The organism is Nonomuraea sp. NPDC003214, from assembly GCF_053590035.1.
This window is the reverse complement of the sequence record NZ_JBSFSX010000002.1, coordinates 691,531-712,292: the sequence shown is the minus strand read 5'-3', so window position 1 is coordinate 712,292 and position 20,762 is coordinate 691,531. Positions and strand designations below refer to the sequence as shown.

Here is a 20,762-nt window from a genome sequence, read left to right as displayed (position 1 = left end):
GCCTGTGCGTCGACCGGGCGGCGCCGGGATCGACACGGCTTCCGGAGATTTCTCCTACGTGGCGGACCGGCGGCCGGGCAGCAGCCGGGCGGCCTTGGAGCCGAGGCTGACGCCCTGGTAGTAGAGCCGGGGCGGCACGTGCGGGAGCAGCCGCGAGTGCCGCCGGCTGCGCAGCGCGTGCAGTTGCTCCGGCGGCAGGCCGATGTAGCGGGTCAGGTTCTCGTACCACTGGGCGCTGTAGCGGGCGTCGCGCTGGGTGAGCCGGAGCGCGCCCCGGCGGTCGCGCCCGTAGCGAGCCAGGGCGGGCTCCAGGCTCTTCTCCTCGACCAGCGCCTCGACCAGGTAGGTGGCGTCCTCCAGGGCGAGCGCGGTGCCGGCGCCGACGGAGTAGTGCGTGGTGTGGGCGGCGTCGCCGAGCAGGACGAGGTTGCCGCGGTGCCAGGTCCGGTTGGTCACGGTGCGGAAGCGCTGCCAGCGCGCGCCCGCGCCGCCGATCAGCGGGTTCCCGTCGAGGATGTCGGCGAACAGCTTCTCCAGCAGCACCAGCATCTCGGGCTCGTTCGCCCGGTCCAGGCCGAGCGCCTGCCAGGTCTGCGGGTAGCACTCGATGACGCAGGTGCTGCGGTTCTCGCCGTAACCGTAGCCGTAGCACCAAATCCAGCCGTGCTCGGTCTCGGTGAAGGCGATGGTGAAGCCGTCGAACAGCTTCGTCGTGCCCAGCCACACGTACGGGTTGCGGCCGGTCGTCACCTTGGTACCGAAGTGTTCGGCATGGCGTTCGCGCAGCGCGCTGCCCGCGCCGTCGCCGGCGACGATCAGGTCCGCCCCGGCCACGTCGTCCTCCCCGGTGATCTCGCGCTCGTACTCGACGCGGACGCCGAGCGAGCGGGCCCGGTCGGCGAGGATGCCGAGCAGTTCGCGGCGGCCGATGCCGAAGCCCTCGTCCCAGTTCTCGCCGCCCACGCTGGCGCGGTCGTGGACGTTCATGATCCAGCTGTCCCAGCGGTACGAGCTCTTCCTGATCGCCTCCGCCGACTCGGGGTCGGCGCTGAGCAGGTCGTCGAGGAGCTCGCCCCAGAAGGTCACTCCCCAGCCGTACGTGGATCCGGCGGGATTCCGTTCATAGACGGTGATGTCGTACGCCGGGGCGACCTGCTTCATCAGGATCGAGAAGTACAGGCCGGCCGGTCCCCCGCCGACGCACGCGATTTGCACATCTGCCATAAGCGTGGCCTTCCCTCGGCCGCCCCCGGACCGCGCACGCCAGTACGGAGCTTCACCGGCTCATGACCATCTCCATCCGGTCACCGGCGGAAAGGTCACTACGCGGCCAGGAGGAGGGTGAGCCCGCCGAGCGTGTAGCAGACCATGAGAATGAACAGCGGGATCTGCCCGGCGACGGCCTTGGCGGGGGCGAACAGCCGTACCGAGCGGTCGTGGGCGGCGATCACGCCGAGCACGTGCCCGGCGACGATGGACACGACCTGCACGGTGGCGATCGTGCCCGGCGCGACCACCGCCTCGTCCACGGTGCGCGAGGCGGTGCCGAGCAGGTCGAGGCCGGTGTCCAGCGGGTCCGACGCGAGGATGAACGCCCGCTGCCCCTCGATGACCAGCAGCGAGAAGTAGTGGGCGACGAGGTAGCCGACGGCGATGGGCACCAGCGAGTGGGCGAAGGCCCGCAGGTGGCCGCCGCCGGGCCGCCGGGAGCCGCCGATCAGGCCGGCGACGCCGATGCACGCGCCGTACAGCAGGGCGACCCCGGCGACGGCGGCGAGCAGGCCGAGCGTGCCGGTGGCGGTCGGGCCGGCGGCGGCGCTCTGCAGGGTGTCCACCCACACGGGGGCGTCGGAGAAGCCGTCGTAGGCGGTGGAGGCGAGCATGACGCACACCAGCGCCACCAGCCCGGGGACGGGCGTCACCGCGTCCAGGCCGTGGAACGGGTTGCGCAGCACGATCCTGCCGTCGGCGCGGCGGCCGAGCGGGGCCAGCCGTCCGATCAGCGCCGAGTACGCCTCGAACGCGTCGGCCCGGTCGAACCAGCGCGGCCCGTACACGAGGGACCCGGTCAGGTGCACGGCGGCGTAGCAGCCGAAGAACGCCAGCATGGAGGCGTTGGCGGCGGGCTCGGGGGCGACGAGTTCCAACCAGGTGAAGGCGAGCAGCCCGGCCGCCGCCGGCCAGTGGCCGAGCCACGCGGGCGGCTCCCGGTCGCGGCGCCGCCCCGGCAGCCGGGCGAGTGCGGCGTGGACGGCGCGCAGCGGGTTGACCAGCCGCCACACCGGCCCGAACAGCAGCGACGCAGGCACCAGGCCGACCCAGAAGACGACGTAGACGAGGGTGGCCGCCGCGTTGCGCTCCGGGTCGTCGGGCCCGAACGCGGCCAGGAACACCGTGAACGCGGCTCCGGCCAGGCCGAGCGCGCGCAGCGCCGTCCGGGTGGCGGGGGCGTCGGCGAGCCGTTGCAGCGCGTGCGGCAGCGCCAGGCCGGCCTCCCGGCCGCGGAACTTCGACTCGGCCCAGAGCACGGCCAGCCCGAGGAACGACACGACGAGCGCGGCCAGCGCCCCCGCGAACGCGTAGAACGCGGGGATCGGCAGGTCGTGGCGTGACCCGATGCCGTGCGCGAGGATGCCGCTCATCGGACGACGAGCTGGGTCAGGACGAGGTGGGAGTCGTGGGTCTCCACCTCGAACAGGCCGCTGCGGTCGGCGGTGAACTCCAGGACGAGCGGGGCGCCCGGGGTGAGGGGGCGTTCGAGGTCGAAGCCGTGCACGTGGACGGTGTCGGCCCGGTCGCCGGTGACCTCCAGCCGCACCCGGCCGCCCTTCGCGACCTCGACGCGGCCGGGTGGCGGCGTCACCTTGCCGCCGCTGACGCGGACGGCGACGGTGACCGGCGCGGGACCGGTGGCTGTCGCGGGACCGGTGGCTGTCGCGGGGCCGGTCGTGTTCGCCTCCGGGGCGGGTCCCTCGACGGTGGCGGTGCCCTCCACCGGCTTGCCGGCCACCGACCAGAGCGTGTGGTCGTCGGCGCTCAGGCGGGCGGCGAGCGTGTGGCTGCCCGGCGGCACGGCCTCGCGCGGCAGGTGGTGCCAGGGGCCGTACAGCCGGGCGATCTTCTTGCCGTCGAGGTAGAGGTGGGCGTGCCCGGTGCCGGGCAGCGCGGCCCCGCCGACGCTGTCGGGGGTGAACGTGAACCGCTCGGTGACCAGGCGCAGGTTCCAGCCCGAGTCGCTGTCGGGCCGCACCTCCAGCCGCACCGAGGGGGCCTCGGCGGCGGGGACGTCGCGGGTGCGGTGGTCGCCGTGGGCGTGCGGCGGCCCGGGGGTGCCGGCCGAGGCGGTGGCGGGCGCGTGGTCGGTGCCGGGCCGGTGGTGGGTGGTCACCGGCTCGCCGCACCCGCCGAGCAGCAGCGCCGCCGCCACGGCCAGGACTCCAAGGGGGACCCGCGTCATGCGGCCGCCTCGGCGGCGACGGGCTCGGGCGCCCTGCTGCCCGGCGGGCGCGGCGCGAGGCGCACCACCGCCCACAGCACCCACACGATCGCGAACAGCACCCGCAGCCAGGCCGGGCTGAGCGGCAGCCACGGGATCAGCATCAGCGACTTGTCCACCGCGTCGAGCAGCGTCAGCACGCCGAACACGACGGTGCCGCCGCCGAAGAAGCGGTACGGGCGCCGCAGGGCGAGCCCCATGCCGGTCAGCCCCGCGCCCAGGAGCAGCAGGGCCGCGGCGGGCAGCAGCGTGTGGTCGTGGGCGGCGCCGGGGACGTCGAGCGCCAGCCCGGCCAGCGCGAGCGCCGCCGACACCGTCCCCAGCCTGCCGGCGCCGCGCAGCCGCCGCCACCACAGCAGCGCCACCAGCAGCCCGAGCAGCACGGACGTGCCGAGCGTCACCTGCACCTCGACCCTGGCCAGGCCGGACGCGCCGAACCAGTCGCACCCGGCGGGCAGCCGCCGCTCGGTCACGCTGTACTCGGCGCACACCAGCGAGTGGGCGAGCTTGGCGGGCTCGCCGACCACCCGGTGCGAGCCGGGCCCGGCGAGCTCGCCGGCCTTGCCGCCGCAGCCCGGCACCACGTACGGGCTGGTCGCGGCCCGGGTGTCCCAGCAGTTGCGGCTGCCCTGACCGTCCCAGAAGACGTCGGTGGCGTTGGGCCGGACCGAGCCGTCGGGGGCGACGCCGAGCCGGTTGCCGCCGTAGAAGTTGTCGTGCGAGGTGTCGGCCTGCTTGCCCAGCGCCTCCTCGCCGCGCAGGAACGCCGGCGCCCACAGCAGCATGAACGCGGTCCTGTCGTGCCCGTAGACCCAGTTGCCGCGGTAGACGTTGTGGTTGCCGCCCGCCGTCAGGATGCCGGTGCCGGGCGCGACGCCGATCTGCGGGCAGACCACGCCGCTCTCGTAGCCGCGCTGCCCGGCGGGCTTGGCGCAGGTGCCGTCGCGGACGTGCCGGTAGTAGTTCTCGTTGTTGTCGTAGATCCTGTTGTTCTCGAACAGCGCGTGGTTCTGCGGGAGCCCGGGGTGGTCGGGGAACAGGCTGTCCATCGAGGCGCCGGCCATGTTGTCGTAGAAGTCGTTGTCGTGCGCCCAGACGGAGTTCCCAGCGGTGCCGGAGTAGCCGACCATGTTGTGGTGGCTCTTGCAGCGGCGGATCTCGATCGCGTAGCGGGGCACGTCGTGGCCCCGGCCGGCGTTGATGTCGGAGGCGCTGCCGGGGTAGATGCCGCTGTCGCCGTTGCCGTAGGACTCGCAGTCGGTGTAGAGGCCGTGGTCGGAGGCGAAGGTGAGGAAGCCGTACTCGTCGTTCCACCGGGTGAGCATGCGGTCGATGACGAAGCCGTCGGTGGCCAGGATGTAGAGCGAGTTGAACGTGGTCCGCTGGGCGGTGAAGTTGCGGAAGTAGACGCCGTCGGTCATGTCGGCGCGGATCGCGTTCAGCTTCCTGTACTGGGCGTCCACGACCACGTCGAGCGGGGACGCGCCGGTGCCCTCGATCTGGAGGTCCTTGATGCCGAGGATGGCGACCAGGTTCTGGTTGTGCGGGCACTGCTTCTGCTGCTCGAAGGAGAGGATCTGGTAGCCGAAGGAGGACCAGCGGGCCTGGAGGTTCGCGCAGGCGCCGGTGGGCTCGGGCAGGCTGGGCTCCTCCTGGTAGAGGCCGGGGAGGATCTTGATGGTGTAGCCGGGGCCCTTGACCTGGTCGACGGCCTCCTGGAGGTGGCGGAAGCCGTCCTTCTGGCAGCGTTCGAACAGGGTGAGGTTCTGCTCCTTGAGCGCGGCGGGGAAGGAGGCGACGCGCCGCTCGAAGTCGGCCCGGTCGCTCTTGCAGACGAGCAGTTCGGGGCCGGTGGTCCGGTAGACCGGCACGGTGCCCGAGCCGTCGGGGAACGTGACCGGGCGCTCCTCATGGGCGAGCGCCGGGGCCGCCTGGGCCAGGCATAACAGGGCGAGGAGGGCGGCCACCGCCAGCTTCCGCAGCATCGACATACGGCAAAAGTAGAGCCAAGCTCATGTTCAGTCCACGCCCGGCGATGAATCGATACGGATGTCCGGTTCGTACTGGCGGACCAGCTCCCGCCCGATCCTCGCCAGCTCGGCGCGCACCTCCTCCGGCTCGACCACCTCGATCATGGCGCCCCACCCGGCGAGCTGCTCGGCGATCGCGCGCGGCATGTGCGCCGCGACCCGCACCCGGACCCGCCCGCCGTCCTCCTCGGCGACAAGCTCGCAGTGCCGGCCGAAGTGCGTCCGCAGCACCGGGAAGAACCGGGCGCCGACCAGCACCTCGGCGTGGACGAGCGAGCGCCGCCGCTCCATCTCCGCCGCGACGCGCTCCCACTCCTGCTGAAGGTCGAAACCGTCGGGCCGCTCGGCGGGCAGCTCGGTGACCTCCGCCCCGGCGACGCGGTCGACGCGGTACGTCCGCCGCCCGGCCGGGGTGCCCGCGACGAGGTACCAGATCCCGTCCTTGTCGACCAGGCCGAGCGGGTCCACGAGCCGTTCGGCCGCCTGCCCGTCCTTCCCCGGGTACGCGAGCCGTACCTTGAGCCTGCGCACCACGGCGGTCTGCAGCGACTCGACCAGGGCGGGCGGCTCCTTGCCTCGCTCTCCCCAGCCTGCCGGGTCCGACACGACGGCCCGCGCGGCGGCCTCGGCGTCGGCGCGGAAGGTGGCGGGCAGGGCGCGCACGAGCTTGCGCAGGGCGGAGGTCAGCTCGGGGGTCGCCGAGCCGGCCGGGCCGAGGACCAGGAAGAGCGCGCGCGACTCGGCGGCGTTGAGCCCGCTCAGGTCGGTCCTGGCGCCGCCGACGAGCTGCCAGCCGCCGCCGCGTCCGGGCTGCGGGTAGACGGGGATGCCCGCCGCGGACAGCGCCTCCAGGTCGCGGCGGGCGGTCGCGACGGAGGTCTCCAGCTCCTCGGCCAGCTCGGCGGCGGTCACCCGGCCACGGGACTGGAGCAGCAGCAGGGCGGCAACGAGACGGTCAGCGCGCATGTCCGCCATTCTCTCCAGGAAAGTGCTCAGTTGATGAGCACTTTGAAGGGAAGAATGGAGACATCACCACGAGAAAGGCACCGGACATGCTGCGAGGACTCACCACCGCCACCTTCTACTCCCCCGACTTCGAGGCCACCAGGAGCTGGTACACCGAGGTGTTCGGCATCCCGCCCTACATGGACACGCCCGGCTACCTGGAGTGGCGCATCGGCGACTACCAGCACGAGTTCGGCGTCGTCAACAGCGCCTACGCCGGGAGCGAGCTGGCCAGGACCCCCTCCCCGCAGACCGTCGGACAGCCGGCCGGGGCCGTCGTCTACTGGCACGTGGACGACGTGCCCGCGGCCCTGGAGAGGCTGGTGGCGCTGGGCGCCAAGGAGCACGACTCCCCGCACGACCGCGGCACCGGCTTCATCACCGCGAGCATCATCGACCCGTGGGGCAACATCCTGGGCCTGATGTACAACCCGCACTACCTGGAGATCCTGGCCTCGCTGAAGGGCGGCGCGTGAGCGTCACCCCTTCGAGCCCGTGAACGCGATCCCCGCGATGAGCTGCCGCTGCATGACCACGAACAGCGCGATCACGGGCAGCGAGGCCACCACCGAACCGGCGAACAGGATGGGGAAGTTCGTCTGGAACTGCCCGCGCAGCGAGGCCAGCCCGGCCGACAGCGTCATCATCTCCGGATCGGTGTTGACCACCAGCGGCCAGAGCAGGCTGCTCCACGACCACATGACGGTCAGCAGCCCCAGCGCCAGCAGCCCCGGCCGCACCAGCGGCAGCATGATGTGCCAGTAGATCTGCAACGGGTTGGCGCCGTCGAGCCGCGCGGCCTCGTCCAGCTCCTTGGGCAGCGTGAGGAAGAACTGCCGCAGCAGGAACGTGCCGAACGCCCCGAAGACGCCCGGCGCGATCAGCGCCTGCAACGTGTTCAGCCAGCCGAGCCCCTGCATGATCTCGTAGCGCGGGATGATGAACAGCTCGCCCGGCACCATGAGCATGGCCAGGAACACCATGAAGATGGCGCCCCGGCCGGGGAAGCGCAGCCGGGCGAAGGCGAAGGCCGCCATCGAGCACAGCAGGAGCTGCCCCGCCGTGACGCCGACGGTGACCACCACCGTGTTGACGAACTGCCTGGCCAGCGGCACCGAGCGGAAGACCTCGGGGAAGTTGGACCACTCCCACGAGGGCGTGAACTTCGGCGGCACCCGCAGCGAGTCGGGCAGCGTCTGGAGCGAGACCACGACCTGCCAGACGAACGGCGCGATCATCACCAGCGCGCCCGCCGTCAGGATCACGTGAGCCGGCCACGTCCTGGCCCTACTCATAGTGCACCCACTTCTTCTGCAGCCTGAACTGGATGGCGGTCAGCACGAGGATCAGCCCGAGCAGCACCACGGCGATGGCCGCGGCCAGCCCCCGCTGGTTCTGCACGAAGCCCTTCTCGAAGAAGAGGTAGACGATCGTGCGACTGCCGTTCAACGCCGGGCTGTTCAGGTCGATCATGAGATAGACCAGGTCGAAGACCTGCAACGCGTTGATCATGGTGATCACGAGGACGAAGAACGTGGTCGGCGTGAGCAGCGGCAGCGTGATGCGGAAGAACTGCCGCAGCCGCCCCGCGCCGTCCATCGAGGCCGCCTCGTAGTACTGGCGCGGGATGCCCTGGAGCCCGGCCAGGAACAGCACGGCGTTGTAGCCGACCGAGCTCCAGACCCCGACGATCGCGATCGCGTAGATGGCGAAGTCCGGATCGCCCACCCAGTACGGCCCGTCGATGCCCAGCCCGCCCAGGAAGTGGTTGATCGCGCCGAAGTCGCCGTTGAACAGGTAGCGCCAGGTCAAACCGACGGCGGCGGGCATGGTGACGACGGGCAGGAAGTACAGCGTCCGGTAGACGCTCATGCCGCGCAGCCCCGGCACGTTCAGCAGCGCCGCCACGACGATCGCCACCGGCACGCCCGCCAGCACCAGCACCGCGTAGAGCAGGGTGTTGCCGAGCGCGCCCCGCATCTGGTCGTCGCCGAGCAGTTCGGTGAAGTTGTCCGTCCCCACCCAGGTGTGCCCGCCGAAGACGCCCGACTCGGTGAAGCTGAGATAGAGCGTCTGGGCGATGGGCCACAGGTAGAAGACGCCCAGGCCCAGCGCCATCGGGGCGATGAGGAGGTATCCCCACACCCACTCGCGCTTGGAGAGCATCCGTTACTCCTTGGCCAGGATCTCGTTCATCTGCGCCGCGATCTCCTTGGCGACGTCGGCGACCGGCCGCTTGCCCGACCAGGCGTCGGCCAGCAGCCTCTGCTGCACGTCCTGCCACTGCGCGGTGTTCAGCGTCGCCGGGTACGGCACGCCGTGCGGCATCGAGGCGTCGTAGGTCTCCTTCAGGTGGAAGGACGGGAACGCCTTGAACCAGCCGTCCTGCGTGCCCGGCCGGAGCGAGAGGGCGCCGCCGCCGCTGTCACTGAGGATCTTCTGCGCCTGCTCGGAGGAGACGAACTCGGCGAACGCCGCCGCCTCCGCCGGGTGCTCGCTCTTGGCCGACACGGCGTTGGCCAGGCCGAGCAGGATGACGGCCTCCTTCGCCGGGCCCGCGGGCAGCGGCGCCACGTCGATGCGCTCGCGGATCTCCGGGTTGGACCAGAACGTGGAGGCGAACCAGACGCCGCCGTAGTACATGCCGTACTTGCCGGACTGGAAGAGCTGGATGGGGTCGGTGTCGGTGTAGACCTCGGCGACGGGCGCGACCTTGTCCTTGATCAGGCCGGTCCAGAACTCCAGGCCCTTGATGGAGGCCGGGTCGTCGAAGCCGCTCTTCTTGCCGTCGGGCGAGAGCACGTGGCCGCCCGCCTGGAGCATCGTCGGATAGAAGCCGCCCTGGTCCCACATCGGGGCCAGGATGCCGAACTGCTTCTTGGCCGGGTCGGTCAGCTTCTTGGCCGCGGACTTGACGTCGTCCCAGGTCCAGTCGGCCGTGGGGTAGTCCAGCCCGGCCGCGTCGAAGATCTTCTTGTCGTACCAGAGCGCCGGGATGCTCACGTTGTGCGGCAGCGCGTACAGCTTGCCGTCGTAGCGGTAGCCGTCGACGACCGCGTCCGGCAGTCCCTCGGCCTTGGCCGCGTCGATCGGGGAGATGACGCCGCCCTTGGCGTACATGCGGACGTTGAGGCTGTTCATCCAGAAGACGTCCGGCGCCGCGCCGCCGGACGCGGCCGTCTGGAGCTTGGTCCAGTACTGGTCCCACGGGGTGATCTCCAGCTTGACCGTGACCTTCGGGTTGGCCTGCTGGAAGGCGGCGATGATCTTCTCGGCGCTGGCCTGGTCGTTCTTGTCCCAGATCGCGTACGTGATCGCGGCCTTGCCGTCGGCGGCCGGCTCCGAGGAGGAGCCGCAGCCCGCGGCGAGGACGGCGAGGGCGAGCAGCCCGGCCAGGGGGAGGCGGTAGCGCATGGTTTCTCCAGGTGGGGGGGTGTCAGAACCGCAGGTTCGCGGTCCAGGCGGCGAGCTTGCCGTCGATCTCGGCCCTGGTCCGGGGGTGACCGGGGGCGTCGGGACGGCGCTGCCAGGGGTGCGGTCCGCCGGCCGGGCGATACTCCACGCCCAGCGCGTCGAGCCGCTTCTCGTGCACGGCGAGCCGGGCGAGGAACCCGCCGAAGTCGCGCTCCTCGCTCCACACCGCCTCGGCGAAGGCGGCCAGGCGCGGGAAGGCCATGTAGTCGAGCAGCCGCGGCGAGTCGATGTGCTCGGTCCACAGCGCCGCCTGCGCGCCGAGGATCCGGCCGCGCTCCTCCCCGGTCAGACCGGCGGGCACCGGGTCGAAGGCGTGCACCGCGTCCAGCGAGGTCACGCTGCCGATCGGCACCGGCTCCTGGTCGCCCTCGGCCTGGCGGAAGTCCAGGTACGTCTCCGCGAACGGCGAGACGACCACGTCGTGGCCGGCCCGCGCGGCCAGCGTCGCGCACGTGTCCCCGCGCCAGGCGGCGACCGTGACCCCCGGCGGCAGGCCGCCCTCCAGGAGCTCGTCCCAGCCGAGCGGCTTGCGGCCCCGGGCCAGCAGGTAGTCGGTGAAGTGCCGCATCAGCCAGGTCTGCAGTTCCTCGGCGTCACGCAGGTTCAGCTCGCGGATGCGCTCCTTGGCCGGGACGCTCTCGTTCCACTGGGTCTTGGGCACCTCGTCGCCGCCGACGCAGACGTAGTCGCCGGGGAAGAGCTCCAGCACCTCGTCCAGGACGTCGGTGAAGAAGGCGATCGTCTCGTCGGCGACGTTGAGCACGTTCTCGCCGACGCCCCACTCGGTGCGCACGTCCAGCGGGGTGTCCAGGTTGCCGAGCTCGGGGTAGGCGGCGATGGCGGCCTGGGTGTGGCCCGGCAGGTCGATCTCCGGGACGACCGTGACGAACCGGTCGGCCGCGTAGGAGACGATCTCCCTGATGTCCTCCTGGCTGTAGAAGCCGCCGTGCGGGCGGCCGTCGAACAGCCCGTGCCGCCTGGCGCCGCGCGGCGACTCGCGCCGCCAGGCGCCGACCTCGGTCAGCCTCGGGTACTTCCTGATCTCCAGCCGCCAGCCCTGGTCGTCGGTCAGGTGCAGGTGCAGGACGTTCAGTTTGTGGGTGGCCAGCAGGTCGATGTAGCGCAGCAGGTCGTTCTTCGGCAGGTAGTGGCGGGCCACGTCGATGAGGCAGCCGCGCCAGGCGTAGCGGGGGCCGTCGGCGATCGTGACGGCGGGGACCGTCCACGTGCGGTCGCCGGTGCGGCCCGCCCGGAACGCGGCGGGGTCGAGGAGCTGGCGCAGCGTCTGGGCCCCGTAGAAGGCGCCGGCCGGGGCCGTGGCCTCGATCAGCACCGACGCGGGGGTGACGGTGAGCCGGTACTCCTCGGGGCCGAGCCCGTCGGTGAGGCGGATCTCGACGCCGCCGGGTCCTTCGGGCAGCGGCAGGCCGGTGGCCGGGCCGAGCGTCTCGCGCAGCCACGCCGCCGCCCTGGCGAGCGCCGGGTCGGCGGCCAGCGGCGTGGCGGCGTCGAACGTGAACCGTCCCGCACCGGCGACGGCCCGCGCGGGCACGGGAACCACCCCACCGGTGGCGGGGGCGGCCGTTGCGGAGGCGGCGGGCGCCGTCACAGGGGCTGCACCGTCCTGGTCTCGCGGGCGCGCTCGGCGGCCCAGACGACGAGGTGCCCGGCCAGCGCGTCGGCCGCGTCTGCGCCGAGCGGCGCCTGGTCTCCGGTGGCGACGGCGTCGAGGAACGCCGCGACGAGCCCCGCGTCGCCGCCGCCGTGGCCGTCGGCCAGCGAGGCGCCCGCGCGGGTCCCGGTGTCGACGATCTCCTCGTCACCGGTCACGAAGTCGACGACCCGGATCGTCCGCCCGTCGCCCTCGGCGTAGCCGCGCGTGCCGAACACGCGGGTCTTGCGGTGCTCCAGCGGTGTGAAGGCCGTCATGGTGAACGACACGGTCGCCCCTCGGGCGAACTCCATCGTCACCACCTGCTGGTCGACCACGTCGTTGTCGCAGTCGTACACGCAGCGCCCGTACGGGCCGGTCTCCAGCGCGCTCATGACGCCGGCCGTCGTGGCGTCGGTCGTGACCGGGCCGAGCGGCCAGAACTCCCGGTCCGGGTCGCCGAGGCAGCCCAGGTAGAGGCGCTTGGCCGAGTAGGCGCAGGCGGGCTCGACCGGGCAGCTCACGCACCGCGCGCCCGCGCCCTCCGGCCGGTTCTCGGGCCGGAAGTGGGTCAGCGAGCCGAACGACGACACGCCGACGGGCCGGTCCCCGACGAGGTGGAGCAGCCAGTCGATGTCGTGGCAGGACTTGGTCAGCAGCATCGGCCCGGACTCGGCGGCGTTGCGCCAGGAGCCACGGACGAAGGAGTGGGCCATGTGCCACCAGCCGACCGGCTCCAGGTGCTGGACGCTGGAGATCGTGCCGAGCCTGCCGCCGTCGACGAGCTCCTTGAAGACCTGGGTGTAGGCGGTGTAGCGCAGCACGTGGCAGACGGCGAAGACGACGCCGGCGCGCTCGACGGCCTCGACGATGCGGCGCGCCTCCGGCTCGGTGGGCGCCATCGGCTTCTCCAGCAGGATGGCGTAGCCCAGCCCGGCGAAGGCGATCGCGGGGTCGACGTGCAGGCGGTCCTGGGTGGCGATGACCACGGCGTCGGCCAGCTTCGGCGCGGCGGCCAGCTCGGCCCAGCCGGTGAAGCGGGCCTCCTCGGGCACGCCGTGCTCGTCGGCGAGCCTGTCGCGCCGGGCCGGGTCCGGGTCGGCCACGGCCACGATCCGCGCCCGTCCGCCGGCCGTCGCAGCGCGGGCGTAGATCTGGCCTCGGGCTCCTGCCCCGACGACGGCTAAGGTCACTGTCATATCTGCCCGAACTCCCCGATTTATTGTGGAGTCCATAGATATTCATGGATCCGGTCTTGCAGTCAAGACCCGCTTGGCCGATGATCCCCCTAGCAGCGGACCGACATCGTCTGGAGACCATCAATAGTGAGGAGAGAGCCCGTGCAGGTCAACGGCGGCGACCTACAGCGGCTGCGCCAGCTGAACCTGCTGAGCAGCATCCGCGCGCTGCGTGAGGCCACCGGCCCGCTGACGCTGACCGAACTGGCCGCGAGAACCGGGCTGTCCCGGGGCTCGATGGTCGACGTCGTCACCGACCTCCAGGACCGCGGCTGGATCGCCGAGGTCGAGCCCGCCCCCGGCGGCATGGGCCGCCCCGCCAAGCGCTACCGCTTCCGCGCCGACGCGGGACACGTGCTCGGCATCGACATAGGGGTGCACAAGGTCCTGGCCATCATCACCGACCTCGCCGGGCGGGCCGTCGCCAGCGGCCGGGTGGCCGTGACCCCCGCCACCACGCGCGACGAGCGGCTGGAGGCCGTCGACAGGGCGATCGACGCCGCGCTCGTCGCCGGCGGCCTCACCACGCTCGACCTGTGGGGCGTCGCCGCCGGGAGCATCGGCGTCGTCAACCGGGAAGGCATGGTCACCCGCGTCACCGCGCTGCCCGACTGGGCCGGTGTCGACCTCATCGGCCATCTCGGCCGCCGCCTGTCGTGCCCGATCACCATCGAGAACGACAGCAAGCTCGCCGCCCTGGCCGAGCAGCGGCTGGGCGTCGCGGCCGGCGTCCGCGACCTGGTCTACCTGCACGCCGGCCGGCGGCCCGGGGCCGCGCTCATCCTCAACGGCCTGCTGCACCACGGCTTCAGCGGCGCCACCGGCGAGGTCGGCCTCATGGACATCACCGGCTGGCGCACGATGGCCGGCCACCTGGAGAACTCCCCCGCCGCCGCGGGCGCCGCCCCCGAGGACGCCGCCGGGCTCGTCTTCGCCTCCGCCCGCACCGGCGACCCCGCCGCCCTGGCCGCCGTCGACGCCTACGCCGATCAGCTCGCGCTCGGCACCGCCGCCATGGTGCTGACCCTGGACCCCGAGCTGGTCGTCCTCGGCGGCGGCTTCTCCCGCTCGGCGGACGTCCTGCTGCCCGCGCTCCGCCGCGCCCTCGAACCCCACTGCCTGCGCGTCCCCGAGATCCGGCCCTCGACGCTCGGCGAGGAGTGCGTCTCGCTGGGCGCGGCCTGCCTGGCCCTGGACCACGTGGACGACCGGTTCTTCTCGCCGCAGGGCTCGATCTCCCGGCCCGCGGCGCCGCAACGCCTCACCTGATCCCCCCTGCCGGCCCCGCCCGGCGCACCGCAGAAGGAAGTGCCTTGCGCAAGTTGATCCCCCCGATGGTGGCCGCTCTCGCCCTCGCCGCCCTGACCGTGCCCAGCCCGGCCTCGGCCGACCCCGGCCCCAGGCCCGCCGCGTACCGCCTCGACTGCGACGGCCAGGCCCCCGGCAGCACCTGCACGGTCGTGGCGAGCGGCAAGAGCCGTCCGAACCACGTGCAGGAGTTCGTCGCCACCGTCAGGACCGGCGAGCAGGTGTGGGCCCGCGACACCATCTACACGCGCGAGGGCCAGGCCCGCACCCGCCCCTTCCCCCTGCCCGCCGGGAACGTGACCGTCGACGTCTCGGTCACCTCCATGCCGGAGAAGAAGGCCGGCACGCCACTGCGGCTCATGGCCTGGAACCTGTACGTGGGCGGCACCATCAACGGCCAGGAGAAGACGGGCCAGAACCTCGCCCAGCTCATCGAGTACCTCAACGAGGTCAACCCGGACATCCTCTTCGTGGTCGAGGCGTACGGGTCCGGCGAGAAGATCCTCGACGGGCTCAACGCCGGACGCGCCGAGGACGACCGCTACACCGCCGCCCGGCTCACCCAGCCCGAGGACTACAGCGTCAACGGCGACAACCTGTGGATCTACACGAAGCTGGACATTCAGAAGGTCTACCCGCGTTACGCCGACGAGGACATCTCCTCCTTCAACCTCGGCGGCGCCCGCCTCGGCCTGCCCAACGGCAAGCACGTGCACGCGTTCAGCATGTGGACCTGGCACGAGCTGTCGTCCAACTGGGACGGTCACGAGGCCGCCGTGCAGAACCTCTACGGCATGCCCAGGACCAAGACCGACCAGCAGCTCGCCGAGAACGACAACTTCCGCCGCGTCGCCATGGGCAGGGCCATCCTGGAGAAGGCGCTGCCGTCCTTCATCGGCGACGACGACGCCCCCGTGCTCATGGGCGGCGACCTCAACGCCTGGCCGCACCTCGACTGGACCGAGCAGTTCAAGAACGCGCGCGGCCACGCGGGCATGGTGCTGCCGTGGCCGCTCACCAAGATGTTCACCGACGCGGGCTTCACCGACACCTTCCGCCACGCCAACCCCGACGCCGGCCGCCACCCCGGCCGCACCTGGAGCTCGCTGAGCGGGTGGCGGTCCGCGCCCGCCCGCATCGACTACGTCTTCACGCGCGGCGAGGACGTACGCGTGCTCGGGTCGCGCATCGACGACCGGCGGCTCCCCCGCCACCAGGACAGCCCGCTCGACGACCCCTACCCGTTCTACTCCGACCACAGCTCGGTCATCACCGACGTGGTGATCCGGGGCAAGGGCACCGGCCCCGACCAGCCGGTCGTCCACGACGAGCCCGAGCACGCGCCCGGCGTCTGGCCCGAGGTCCCGGCCGGCACCCGGGTGCCCCCGGCCGAGCTCAGCGCCACGGCGAGCACGTTCAAGCCCGGCGCCGGCGACCCCGCCCGGGCCGTCGACGGCAACCTGACCACGGACTTCCACTCCTACTACCCCGGCCCGCCCCCGCAGCCCCACCACATCACCGTGGACATGGGCAAGGTGCGCGAACTTTCCGCCGTACGCTTCCAGCCGAAGCTCCGCTACGACATGAACGGAACCGTCCGCCGGGGCGTCGTCCAGGTGAGCGACGACGGTGAGACGTTCCGCGACGTCAAGCGGGTCGAATGGCCGATGATGACCGCGCCCAACGACGTCGACCTGACCGGCGTCTCCGCCCGCTACATCCGGCTGCGCGCCGACTACGGCATGGGCGGCGCCACCGCCATCGCCGAGATCATCCCGTATGAGGTAACTCGCTGACAATTACACCATTACAATGCCGACCATGATCGTTGACCTCGGCCGAGGACGGTTACGGCATTGATCCTCAGATCGCGCGTGCGCGCCGCGAAGGTCGTCCCCATCGAGCTCTTCTTCGACCTCGTGTACGTGTTCGCCATCACCCAGCTCTCCCACCTGCTCCTGGAGCACCTCGACGCGGCCGGCGCGGCGCAGACCCTGCTGCTGACGCTGGCCGTGTGGTGGGCCTGGATGTACGCCACCTGGACCACGAACTACCTCGACCCCGACCACCCGGCCATGCGGCTCACCATGGCCGGGATGATGCTCGCCGGACTCGCCATGGCCGCGGCGCTGCCCCAGGCGTTCGGCGCGCGCGCCCTGTGGTTCGCGCTCGCGTACGTGACCATCCAGGTCGGGAGAGCCGCCGTGGCGGCCGTCGCCGCGCGGCGCGAGCCCATCGGCCACACGTTCCGGCTCATCCTCGCCTGGCACGTGGTCAGCGCCGCCCTGTGGATCGGCGGCGCTCTCGCCGGAGGCGGCGCCCAGGTCGCGCTCTGGATCGCGGCGCTGCTGGTCGAGTACGCGGCGCCCTGGCACGGCTACCGGATGCCGCTGCTCGGCCGGGCGACCACCACCGAATGGTCCATCGACGGCGGCCACATGGCCGAACGCTGCCAGCTCTTCGTCATCCTCGCGCTCGGCGAATCGGTGCTGATCACCGGCCTCACCCTGGCCGAGAACGACCACCTCTCCGCCGCCACCGTCGCCGCCTTCGCGATCGCCTTCCTGACCAGCGTGGCGATGTGGTGGGTGTACTTCGACCGGACCGCCGACGCCGCCGCCGAGAAGGTCGCCGAATCCGACGACACCGGACGGCTCGGGCGATCCGCCTACACCTACAGCCATATCCCCATCGTCGCCGGCGTCATCGTCGCCGCCGTGGGTGACGAACTCGCGATCGCGCACCCGCTCGGCCACACCACGGCCGGGGCCGCGCTCACCGTACTCGGCGGCCCCGCGCTGTTCCTCGCCGGGCACGCCGTGTTCCAGCGCGTCGTCTTCGGCACCCTCCCGACCGGCCGCCTCATCGCCGCCGCCCTGCTCGTCGCCACCGCCGTGGCCGTCCCCCTCACCTCCGTCCCCGTCCCGCCCCTCGCCCTCGCCGCCCTCGCCGCCCTCACCCTCTCCGCCGTCGCCCTCACCACCCCCCGCCACCCCTGACCGCCCTTGGGGAAACGGGCGGTGGGCAGAGGCCCAACCGGACCGACCCAACGCTTCACACGGGCCCAACGCCTTGCATGGGCCCGGCGCCCCGCCCGGGCCCGGCGGCGCGTGGTGTCGCCCAACCCCGCCGCCCCGATCACCCCGCACCGGCCGCCCAACCGGCCCGTACGCGCACCCCGCCGTGGCGGGCAGCTCGGGTCACTTCGTGGCGGCCCGCGCGGTCGCGGCGCGGCGGCCCGTCCGGTTCCAACCCCCCAGCGCCCGGGCGCCCGGCGGCCCGTGGCCCCGTGGTCCCGGCCGCTTGGGGGCACCGCCGCGCGGGATCCCCCGGCCCCTAAAGCCCTGGAAGGTCCGGGGCGGCTCGGAGGCCCCCGAAGGCCCAGGGGTTAGTCGGTGGGGGTTGGGAGGTGGTGGAGTTCGGCGGTGGTGTCGCGGTGGGCGGATCGGACGAACTCGAGGATGGCCTCCAGGGCGCGGTCGTCGAAGGGCGCCAGGGACTGCTCGGTGCGGGTGATGAGCCCGGCGTAGGCGGCACTGACGCGGGCGATGCCGTCCGGGGTGGGTTCGATGAGCACGCGCCGACGGTCGCCGGGGTCGGCGACGCGGCGTACGCAGCCGGCGGCGACGAGGCGGTCGATCATGCGGGAGGCCGAGCCGGTGGTGAGGCCGACCTGTTTGGCGAGGGCGCCGGGGGTGGCGGGGCCGAGCCGGTCGAGCACGTGCAGGCATTGGACGTCGCTCTCAGCCACGCCGAGCCGGTCGGCGACGGCCTTGTTGAGCCGTACGACGGCGATGGCCCAGCCCGGGATCGCGTTCTTGACCAGCTCGGCGACCAGGGCCTGCCGTTCCTCGTCCATCACCCGACCGCCCTCCGGTTTGCTGCACGGCGCAGAGGTTCTGCTATAAATTAGCTGCGTCGCGCAGCTACTGCGTTATGCAGCCATTCTAGCGGATCGAGGAGCACCCACGCGCTATGACCACTCCCCCACCCACCACCCTCCTGACGGGACGGCCCGCGGTTCTCGTCCTGGCCGCGGTCCTCACCGCGTCGTTCATGGAGCTCCTTGACGCCACCATCGTCAGCGTCGCCCTCCCGGCGATCGCCGCAGACCTGGGCGCGGGGGACGCCGCGCTCCAGTGGACGGTCGCCGGCTACACGCTCGCCGTGGGCGCCGGCCTGATCACCGGGGGCCGCGCCGGTGACGCGTACGGGCGCCGCCGGGTGTTCCTCGCCGGGCTGTCGGCGTTCACGCTGGCCTCAGCGGGCTGCGGGCTGGCGCCGGACGCCGCCGTCCTGGTCGGCGCCCGCGTCGCGCAGGGCCTGGCGAGCGGCCTGATGATCCCGCAGGTGTTCGGCGTCATCCGGGCCTCGTTCGAGCCCGCCGCCCGGGCCAGGGCGCTCGGCGCGTACGGCGCGGTGCTGGGCCTGGCCTCGGTCGCCGGGCCGCTGCTCGGCGGGGTGCTGGTCGAGGCGGACCTGTTCGGGCTCGGCTGGCGGGCGATCTTCTGGGTGAACGTGCCGATCGCCGCCGTCGGGCTCGCCCTCGGGGCCCGGCACCTGCCCGACTCGCGCGAGCCCGGCCGCGTCCGGCTCGACCTGCCCGGCGCGGCGCTCGCCGCCTGCGCCGCCGTGCTCCTGCTCCTGCCTCTCGTGCAGGGGCGCGAGTGGGGCCGGCCCTGGTGGAGCTACGCGATCCTGGCGCTGGCGGTCCCGGTGACGGCGGTGTTCCTCGCCAGGCAGCGGCGGCTGGCCGAGCGCGGCGGGCAGCCCGTACTCGATCCGGCGCTGCTGCGCGTGCGGGCGTTCGCGGGCGGGCTGGCGGTTTCGCTGCTGTTCTTCGGCGCGCTGGGGTCGTTCTTCCTCGTGCTCTCGCTCTACCTGCAGCCGGGTGCCGGCTACTCGGCGCTGGAGACCGGGCTGGTGATCCTGCCGTACGCGGTCGGCTCGATCATCACCTCGGGCGTCGGGGTACGGGCCGGCCGCGGCACCCTGGTGGCGGGGTCGCTCACGCTGGCCGCCTCCCAGGTCGTCCTCCACCTGGTCGTCAGCGGCGGCGCGGAGCCGGCCGCCTGGCTGCTGGCCGCGCCGATGCTGGTGGGCGGCCTGGGGCTGGGCCTCACCGCGCCCGGCCTGATCAACGTGGTGCTCGCCGGGGTGCCCGCCCGTCATGCCGGGGCCGCGGGCGGCGTGCTCACGACCGTGACGCAGATCGGCAACGCGGTGGGCGTCGCCGTCCTCGGCCTGATCTTCTTCGACGCCCTGGAGGGCGCGGGCGGGACGCCCGGTCTCGCGGCGTACTCCGGGGCCATGAGCGCGGTCCTGCCCTGGCAGGCCCTCTGTTACGTGGGCGCTGCCGCGCTGATGTTCCTCCTGCCCAAGCAGACCCGATGACCCCCGAGGAGATCCCGATGACCGAAGCCCCGTACGCCGGCGTGGACCCGTTCGCCGTCACCGTCCGCGCGATCGGCGAGCCGCATCCGGCCCGTGCCGCCCTGCGCGCCGCCGGCCCGATCGTCCGGGCCGACGCCCCCGCGGGCGGCCCGGCGTGGATCGTCACCGAGGAGGCGCTGGCCCGCCAGGTCCTCGTCCACCCCGACATCGTCAAGGACCCGGCCTGGGCCCCGGAGAGCTGGGACCCGCGCACCGCGGGCCTGGAGCCCACCGCCGCCGCGCAGCCGTCGCTCACCACGCTCGACGGGCCCGCGCACGAACGGCTGCGCCGGGCGCACGCGCCGCTCTTCACCGCGCGCCGCATGGCCGCCTACGCGGACCGGATCGCCGGACACGCCCGCGACCTGCTGGCCCGGCTGGCCGCGACGGGCGAGACCGTGGACGTGATGGCGGACTTCGCCACCCGTTACCCGCTCACCGTGGTCTGCGACGTGCTCGGCGTGCCGCTGGAGCGCGTCGACCAGGCGATGGCGGCCTGCCGGAGCATGTACAGCCCTGACCCGGAGGAGGTGGGCGCGGCGATGGCCGCCTTCGCGGAGCTGGCCGGCGCGGCGCTGGCCGAGGGCCGGGACGGGCTGGCCGCCGAGCTGCGCGAGCGGGTGCCCGAGTTCAGCGAGCCGGAGGTGCACTACCTGATCTTCACGCTCGTGTTCGCCGGTCAGCTCACCACCGATCCGTCGCTCGGCTTCCTGCTGGCCCGCGCGCTCGACGTCGCCCCGGAGCCGTCGCAGGCCGAGGACTTCGTCAACGAGACGCTGCGCAGGCACGCGCCCGCGCCGTTCACGCTGTGGCGGTTCGCCTCGGCTCCGGTCGAGCTGGCCGGGGTGCGGCTGCCCGCCCGCTCCCCCGTGCTCGTCGACATCCAGGGCATCAACCTCGATCCGCGCCGGGCGATCGGGCCGGACCTGACCTTCGGCGCCGGCCCGCACTACTGCACCGGCGCCCAGCTCGCCCGCCTCGAACTGCGCGCGCTCGTCGAGGTCCTGCGCACCGACTTCCCCCGGGCGCGGCTCGCGGTGCCGTACGCGGAGCTGCGGCAGACGGACTTCGGCGGCATCCAGGGCAGCAGGCTCACCGCGCTGCCGATGCGGCCGCACGGCTGACCC

General features: G+C 72.7%; 17 protein-coding genes. 6 read left to right on the top strand and 11 right to left on the bottom strand.

Going from position 1 to position 20,762, the window contains the following annotated elements; genetic code table 11:
• Positions 1-54: 54 nt before the first annotated feature.
• From ACWDXC_RS08330 to ACWDXC_RS08310, 5 genes are all read right to left on the bottom strand, one after another.
• Positions 55-1,224 (bottom strand): FAD-dependent monooxygenase, encoded by a 1,170-nt coding sequence (locus ACWDXC_RS08330; RefSeq protein WP_449979457.1) that lies wholly within the window; start codon positions 1,222-1,224, stop codon positions 55-57.
• 98 nt (positions 1,225-1,322) lie between these two features.
• Positions 1,323-2,642: a hypothetical protein gene (locus tag ACWDXC_RS08325; RefSeq protein WP_449979455.1), complete on the bottom strand. Its 1,320-nt coding sequence runs from the start codon at positions 2,640-2,642 to the stop codon at positions 1,323-1,325.
• Positions 2,639-3,457 carry a hypothetical protein gene (locus tag ACWDXC_RS08320; protein WP_449979452.1) on the bottom strand — a complete coding sequence of 273 codons (819 nt, stop codon included), beginning with the start codon at positions 3,455-3,457 and terminating at the stop codon, positions 2,639-2,641. Before ACWDXC_RS08320 ends, ACWDXC_RS08325 begins: the two co-directional genes overlap by 4 nt.
• Entirely contained in the window at positions 3,454-5,487 is a 2,034-nt protein-coding gene (locus ACWDXC_RS08315; RefSeq protein WP_449979450.1) for a right-handed parallel beta-helix repeat-containing protein, read from the bottom strand. The genes ACWDXC_RS08320 and ACWDXC_RS08315 overlap by 4 nt, the downstream gene beginning before the upstream one ends.
• 27 nt (positions 5,488-5,514) lie before the next feature.
• Positions 5,515-6,492, bottom strand: coding sequence for a helix-turn-helix transcriptional regulator (locus tag ACWDXC_RS08310; protein WP_449979447.1), 978 nt, complete (start codon positions 6,490-6,492; stop codon positions 5,515-5,517).
• A gap of 86 nt (positions 6,493-6,578) precedes the next feature.
• Between ACWDXC_RS08310 and ACWDXC_RS08305 the strand changes: the two genes are divergently transcribed.
• Positions 6,579-7,007 (top strand): VOC family protein, encoded by a 429-nt coding sequence (locus ACWDXC_RS08305; protein WP_449979445.1) that lies wholly within the window; start codon positions 6,579-6,581, stop codon positions 7,005-7,007.
• Positions 7,008-7,010: 3 nt separating this feature from the next.
• Here ACWDXC_RS08305 and ACWDXC_RS08300 read toward each other — a convergent pair whose 3' ends face one another.
• From ACWDXC_RS08300 to ACWDXC_RS08280, 5 genes are read right to left on the bottom strand one after another with little or no spacing between them, the layout of a single operon-like run.
• Positions 7,011-7,826 (bottom strand): carbohydrate ABC transporter permease, encoded by an 816-nt coding sequence (locus tag ACWDXC_RS08300; protein ID WP_219515031.1) that lies wholly within the window; start codon positions 7,824-7,826, stop codon positions 7,011-7,013.
• Positions 7,819-8,697, bottom strand: a complete 879-nt coding sequence (locus ACWDXC_RS08295) for a carbohydrate ABC transporter permease (protein WP_449979442.1) — start codon at positions 8,695-8,697, stop codon at positions 7,819-7,821. The genes ACWDXC_RS08300 and ACWDXC_RS08295 overlap by 8 nt, the downstream gene beginning before the upstream one ends.
• A gap of 3 nt (positions 8,698-8,700) precedes the next feature.
• Positions 8,701-9,945, bottom strand: coding sequence for an ABC transporter substrate-binding protein (locus ACWDXC_RS08290; protein WP_449979440.1), 1,245 nt, complete (start codon positions 9,943-9,945; stop codon positions 8,701-8,703).
• Positions 9,946-9,967: 22 nt separating this feature from the next.
• Positions 9,968-11,566, bottom strand: a complete 1,599-nt coding sequence (locus ACWDXC_RS08285) for a beta-N-acetylhexosaminidase (RefSeq protein ID WP_449979815.1) — start codon at positions 11,564-11,566, stop codon at positions 9,968-9,970.
• A gap of 44 nt (positions 11,567-11,610) precedes the next feature.
• Positions 11,611-12,855 carry a Gfo/Idh/MocA family protein gene (locus ACWDXC_RS08280; RefSeq protein ID WP_449979438.1) on the bottom strand — a complete coding sequence of 415 codons (1,245 nt, stop codon included), beginning with the start codon at positions 12,853-12,855 and terminating at the stop codon, positions 11,611-11,613.
• Positions 12,856-12,996: 141 nt separating this feature from the next.
• Here ACWDXC_RS08280 and ACWDXC_RS08275 point away from each other — a divergent pair, with 141 nt between their 5' ends.
• Genes ACWDXC_RS08275 through ACWDXC_RS08265 form a run of 3 tightly spaced genes read left to right on the top strand, consistent with a single transcriptional unit; the run spans position 12,997 to position 17,201 of the window.
• On the top strand, positions 12,997-14,163 hold the full coding sequence (locus tag ACWDXC_RS08275; protein WP_219515024.1) for an ROK family transcriptional regulator: 1,167 nt from the start codon (positions 12,997-12,999) through the stop codon (positions 14,161-14,163).
• A gap of 44 nt (positions 14,164-14,207) precedes the next feature.
• Positions 14,208-15,998 carry a discoidin domain-containing protein gene (locus ACWDXC_RS08270; RefSeq protein ID WP_449979436.1) on the top strand — a complete coding sequence of 597 codons (1,791 nt, stop codon included), beginning with the start codon at positions 14,208-14,210 and terminating at the stop codon, positions 15,996-15,998.
• A gap of 60 nt (positions 15,999-16,058) precedes the next feature.
• On the top strand, positions 16,059-17,201 hold the full coding sequence (locus tag ACWDXC_RS08265) for a low temperature requirement protein A (RefSeq protein ID WP_449979434.1): 1,143 nt from the start codon (positions 16,059-16,061) through the stop codon (positions 17,199-17,201).
• 389 nt (positions 17,202-17,590) lie between these two features.
• Here the strand turns inward: ACWDXC_RS08265 and ACWDXC_RS08260 are convergent, their stop codons facing one another.
• On the bottom strand, positions 17,591-18,061 hold the full coding sequence (locus tag ACWDXC_RS08260) for a MarR family winged helix-turn-helix transcriptional regulator (RefSeq protein ID WP_449979431.1): 471 nt from the start codon (positions 18,059-18,061) through the stop codon (positions 17,591-17,593).
• A gap of 116 nt (positions 18,062-18,177) precedes the next feature.
• Between ACWDXC_RS08260 and ACWDXC_RS08255 the strand changes: the two genes are divergently transcribed.
• Together ACWDXC_RS08255 and ACWDXC_RS08250 are read left to right on the top strand one after the other, a co-directional pair.
• Positions 18,178-19,596, top strand: coding sequence for an MFS transporter (locus tag ACWDXC_RS08255; protein ID WP_449979428.1), 1,419 nt, complete (start codon positions 18,178-18,180; stop codon positions 19,594-19,596).
• Entirely contained in the window at positions 19,593-20,759 is a 1,167-nt protein-coding gene (locus tag ACWDXC_RS08250) for a cytochrome P450 (RefSeq protein ID WP_449979426.1), read from the top strand. Before ACWDXC_RS08255 ends, ACWDXC_RS08250 begins: the two co-directional genes overlap by 4 nt.
• The last annotated feature ends 3 nt before the right edge of the window (positions 20,760-20,762 follow it).

Bases quoted from the DNA above. Each gene is read 5' to 3' on its own strand.
- ACWDXC_RS08330 (WP_449979457.1), bottom strand. From the start codon at position 1,224: ATGGCAGATGTGCAAATCGCGTGCGTCGGCGGGGGACCGGCCGGCCTG.
- ACWDXC_RS08325 (WP_449979455.1), bottom strand. From the start codon at position 2,642: ATGAGCGGCATCCTCGCGCACGGCATCGGGTCACGCCACGACCTGCCG.
- ACWDXC_RS08320 (WP_449979452.1), bottom strand. From the start codon at position 3,457: ATGACGCGGGTCCCCCTTGGAGTCCTGGCCGTGGCGGCGGCGCTGCTG.
- ACWDXC_RS08315 (WP_449979450.1), bottom strand. From the start codon at position 5,487: ATGTCGATGCTGCGGAAGCTGGCGGTGGCCGCCCTCCTCGCCCTGTTA.
- ACWDXC_RS08310 (WP_449979447.1), bottom strand. From the start codon at position 6,492: ATGCGCGCTGACCGTCTCGTTGCCGCCCTGCTGCTGCTCCAGTCCCGT.
- ACWDXC_RS08305 (WP_449979445.1), top strand. From the start codon at position 6,579: ATGCTGCGAGGACTCACCACCGCCACCTTCTACTCCCCCGACTTCGAG.
- ACWDXC_RS08300 (WP_219515031.1), bottom strand. From the start codon at position 7,826: ATGAGTAGGGCCAGGACGTGGCCGGCTCACGTGATCCTGACGGCGGGC.
- ACWDXC_RS08295 (WP_449979442.1), bottom strand. From the start codon at position 8,697: ATGCTCTCCAAGCGCGAGTGGGTGTGGGGATACCTCCTCATCGCCCCG.
- ACWDXC_RS08290 (WP_449979440.1), bottom strand. From the start codon at position 9,945: ATGCGCTACCGCCTCCCCCTGGCCGGGCTGCTCGCCCTCGCCGTCCTC.
- ACWDXC_RS08280 (WP_449979438.1), bottom strand. From the start codon at position 12,855: ATGACAGTGACCTTAGCCGTCGTCGGGGCAGGAGCCCGAGGCCAGATC.
- ACWDXC_RS08260 (WP_449979431.1), bottom strand. From the start codon at position 18,061: ATGGACGAGGAACGGCAGGCCCTGGTCGCCGAGCTGGTCAAGAACGCG.
- ACWDXC_RS08255 (WP_449979428.1), top strand. From the start codon at position 18,178: ATGACCACTCCCCCACCCACCACCCTCCTGACGGGACGGCCCGCGGTT.
- ACWDXC_RS08250 (WP_449979426.1), top strand. From the start codon at position 19,593: ATGACCCCCGAGGAGATCCCGATGACCGAAGCCCCGTACGCCGGCGTG.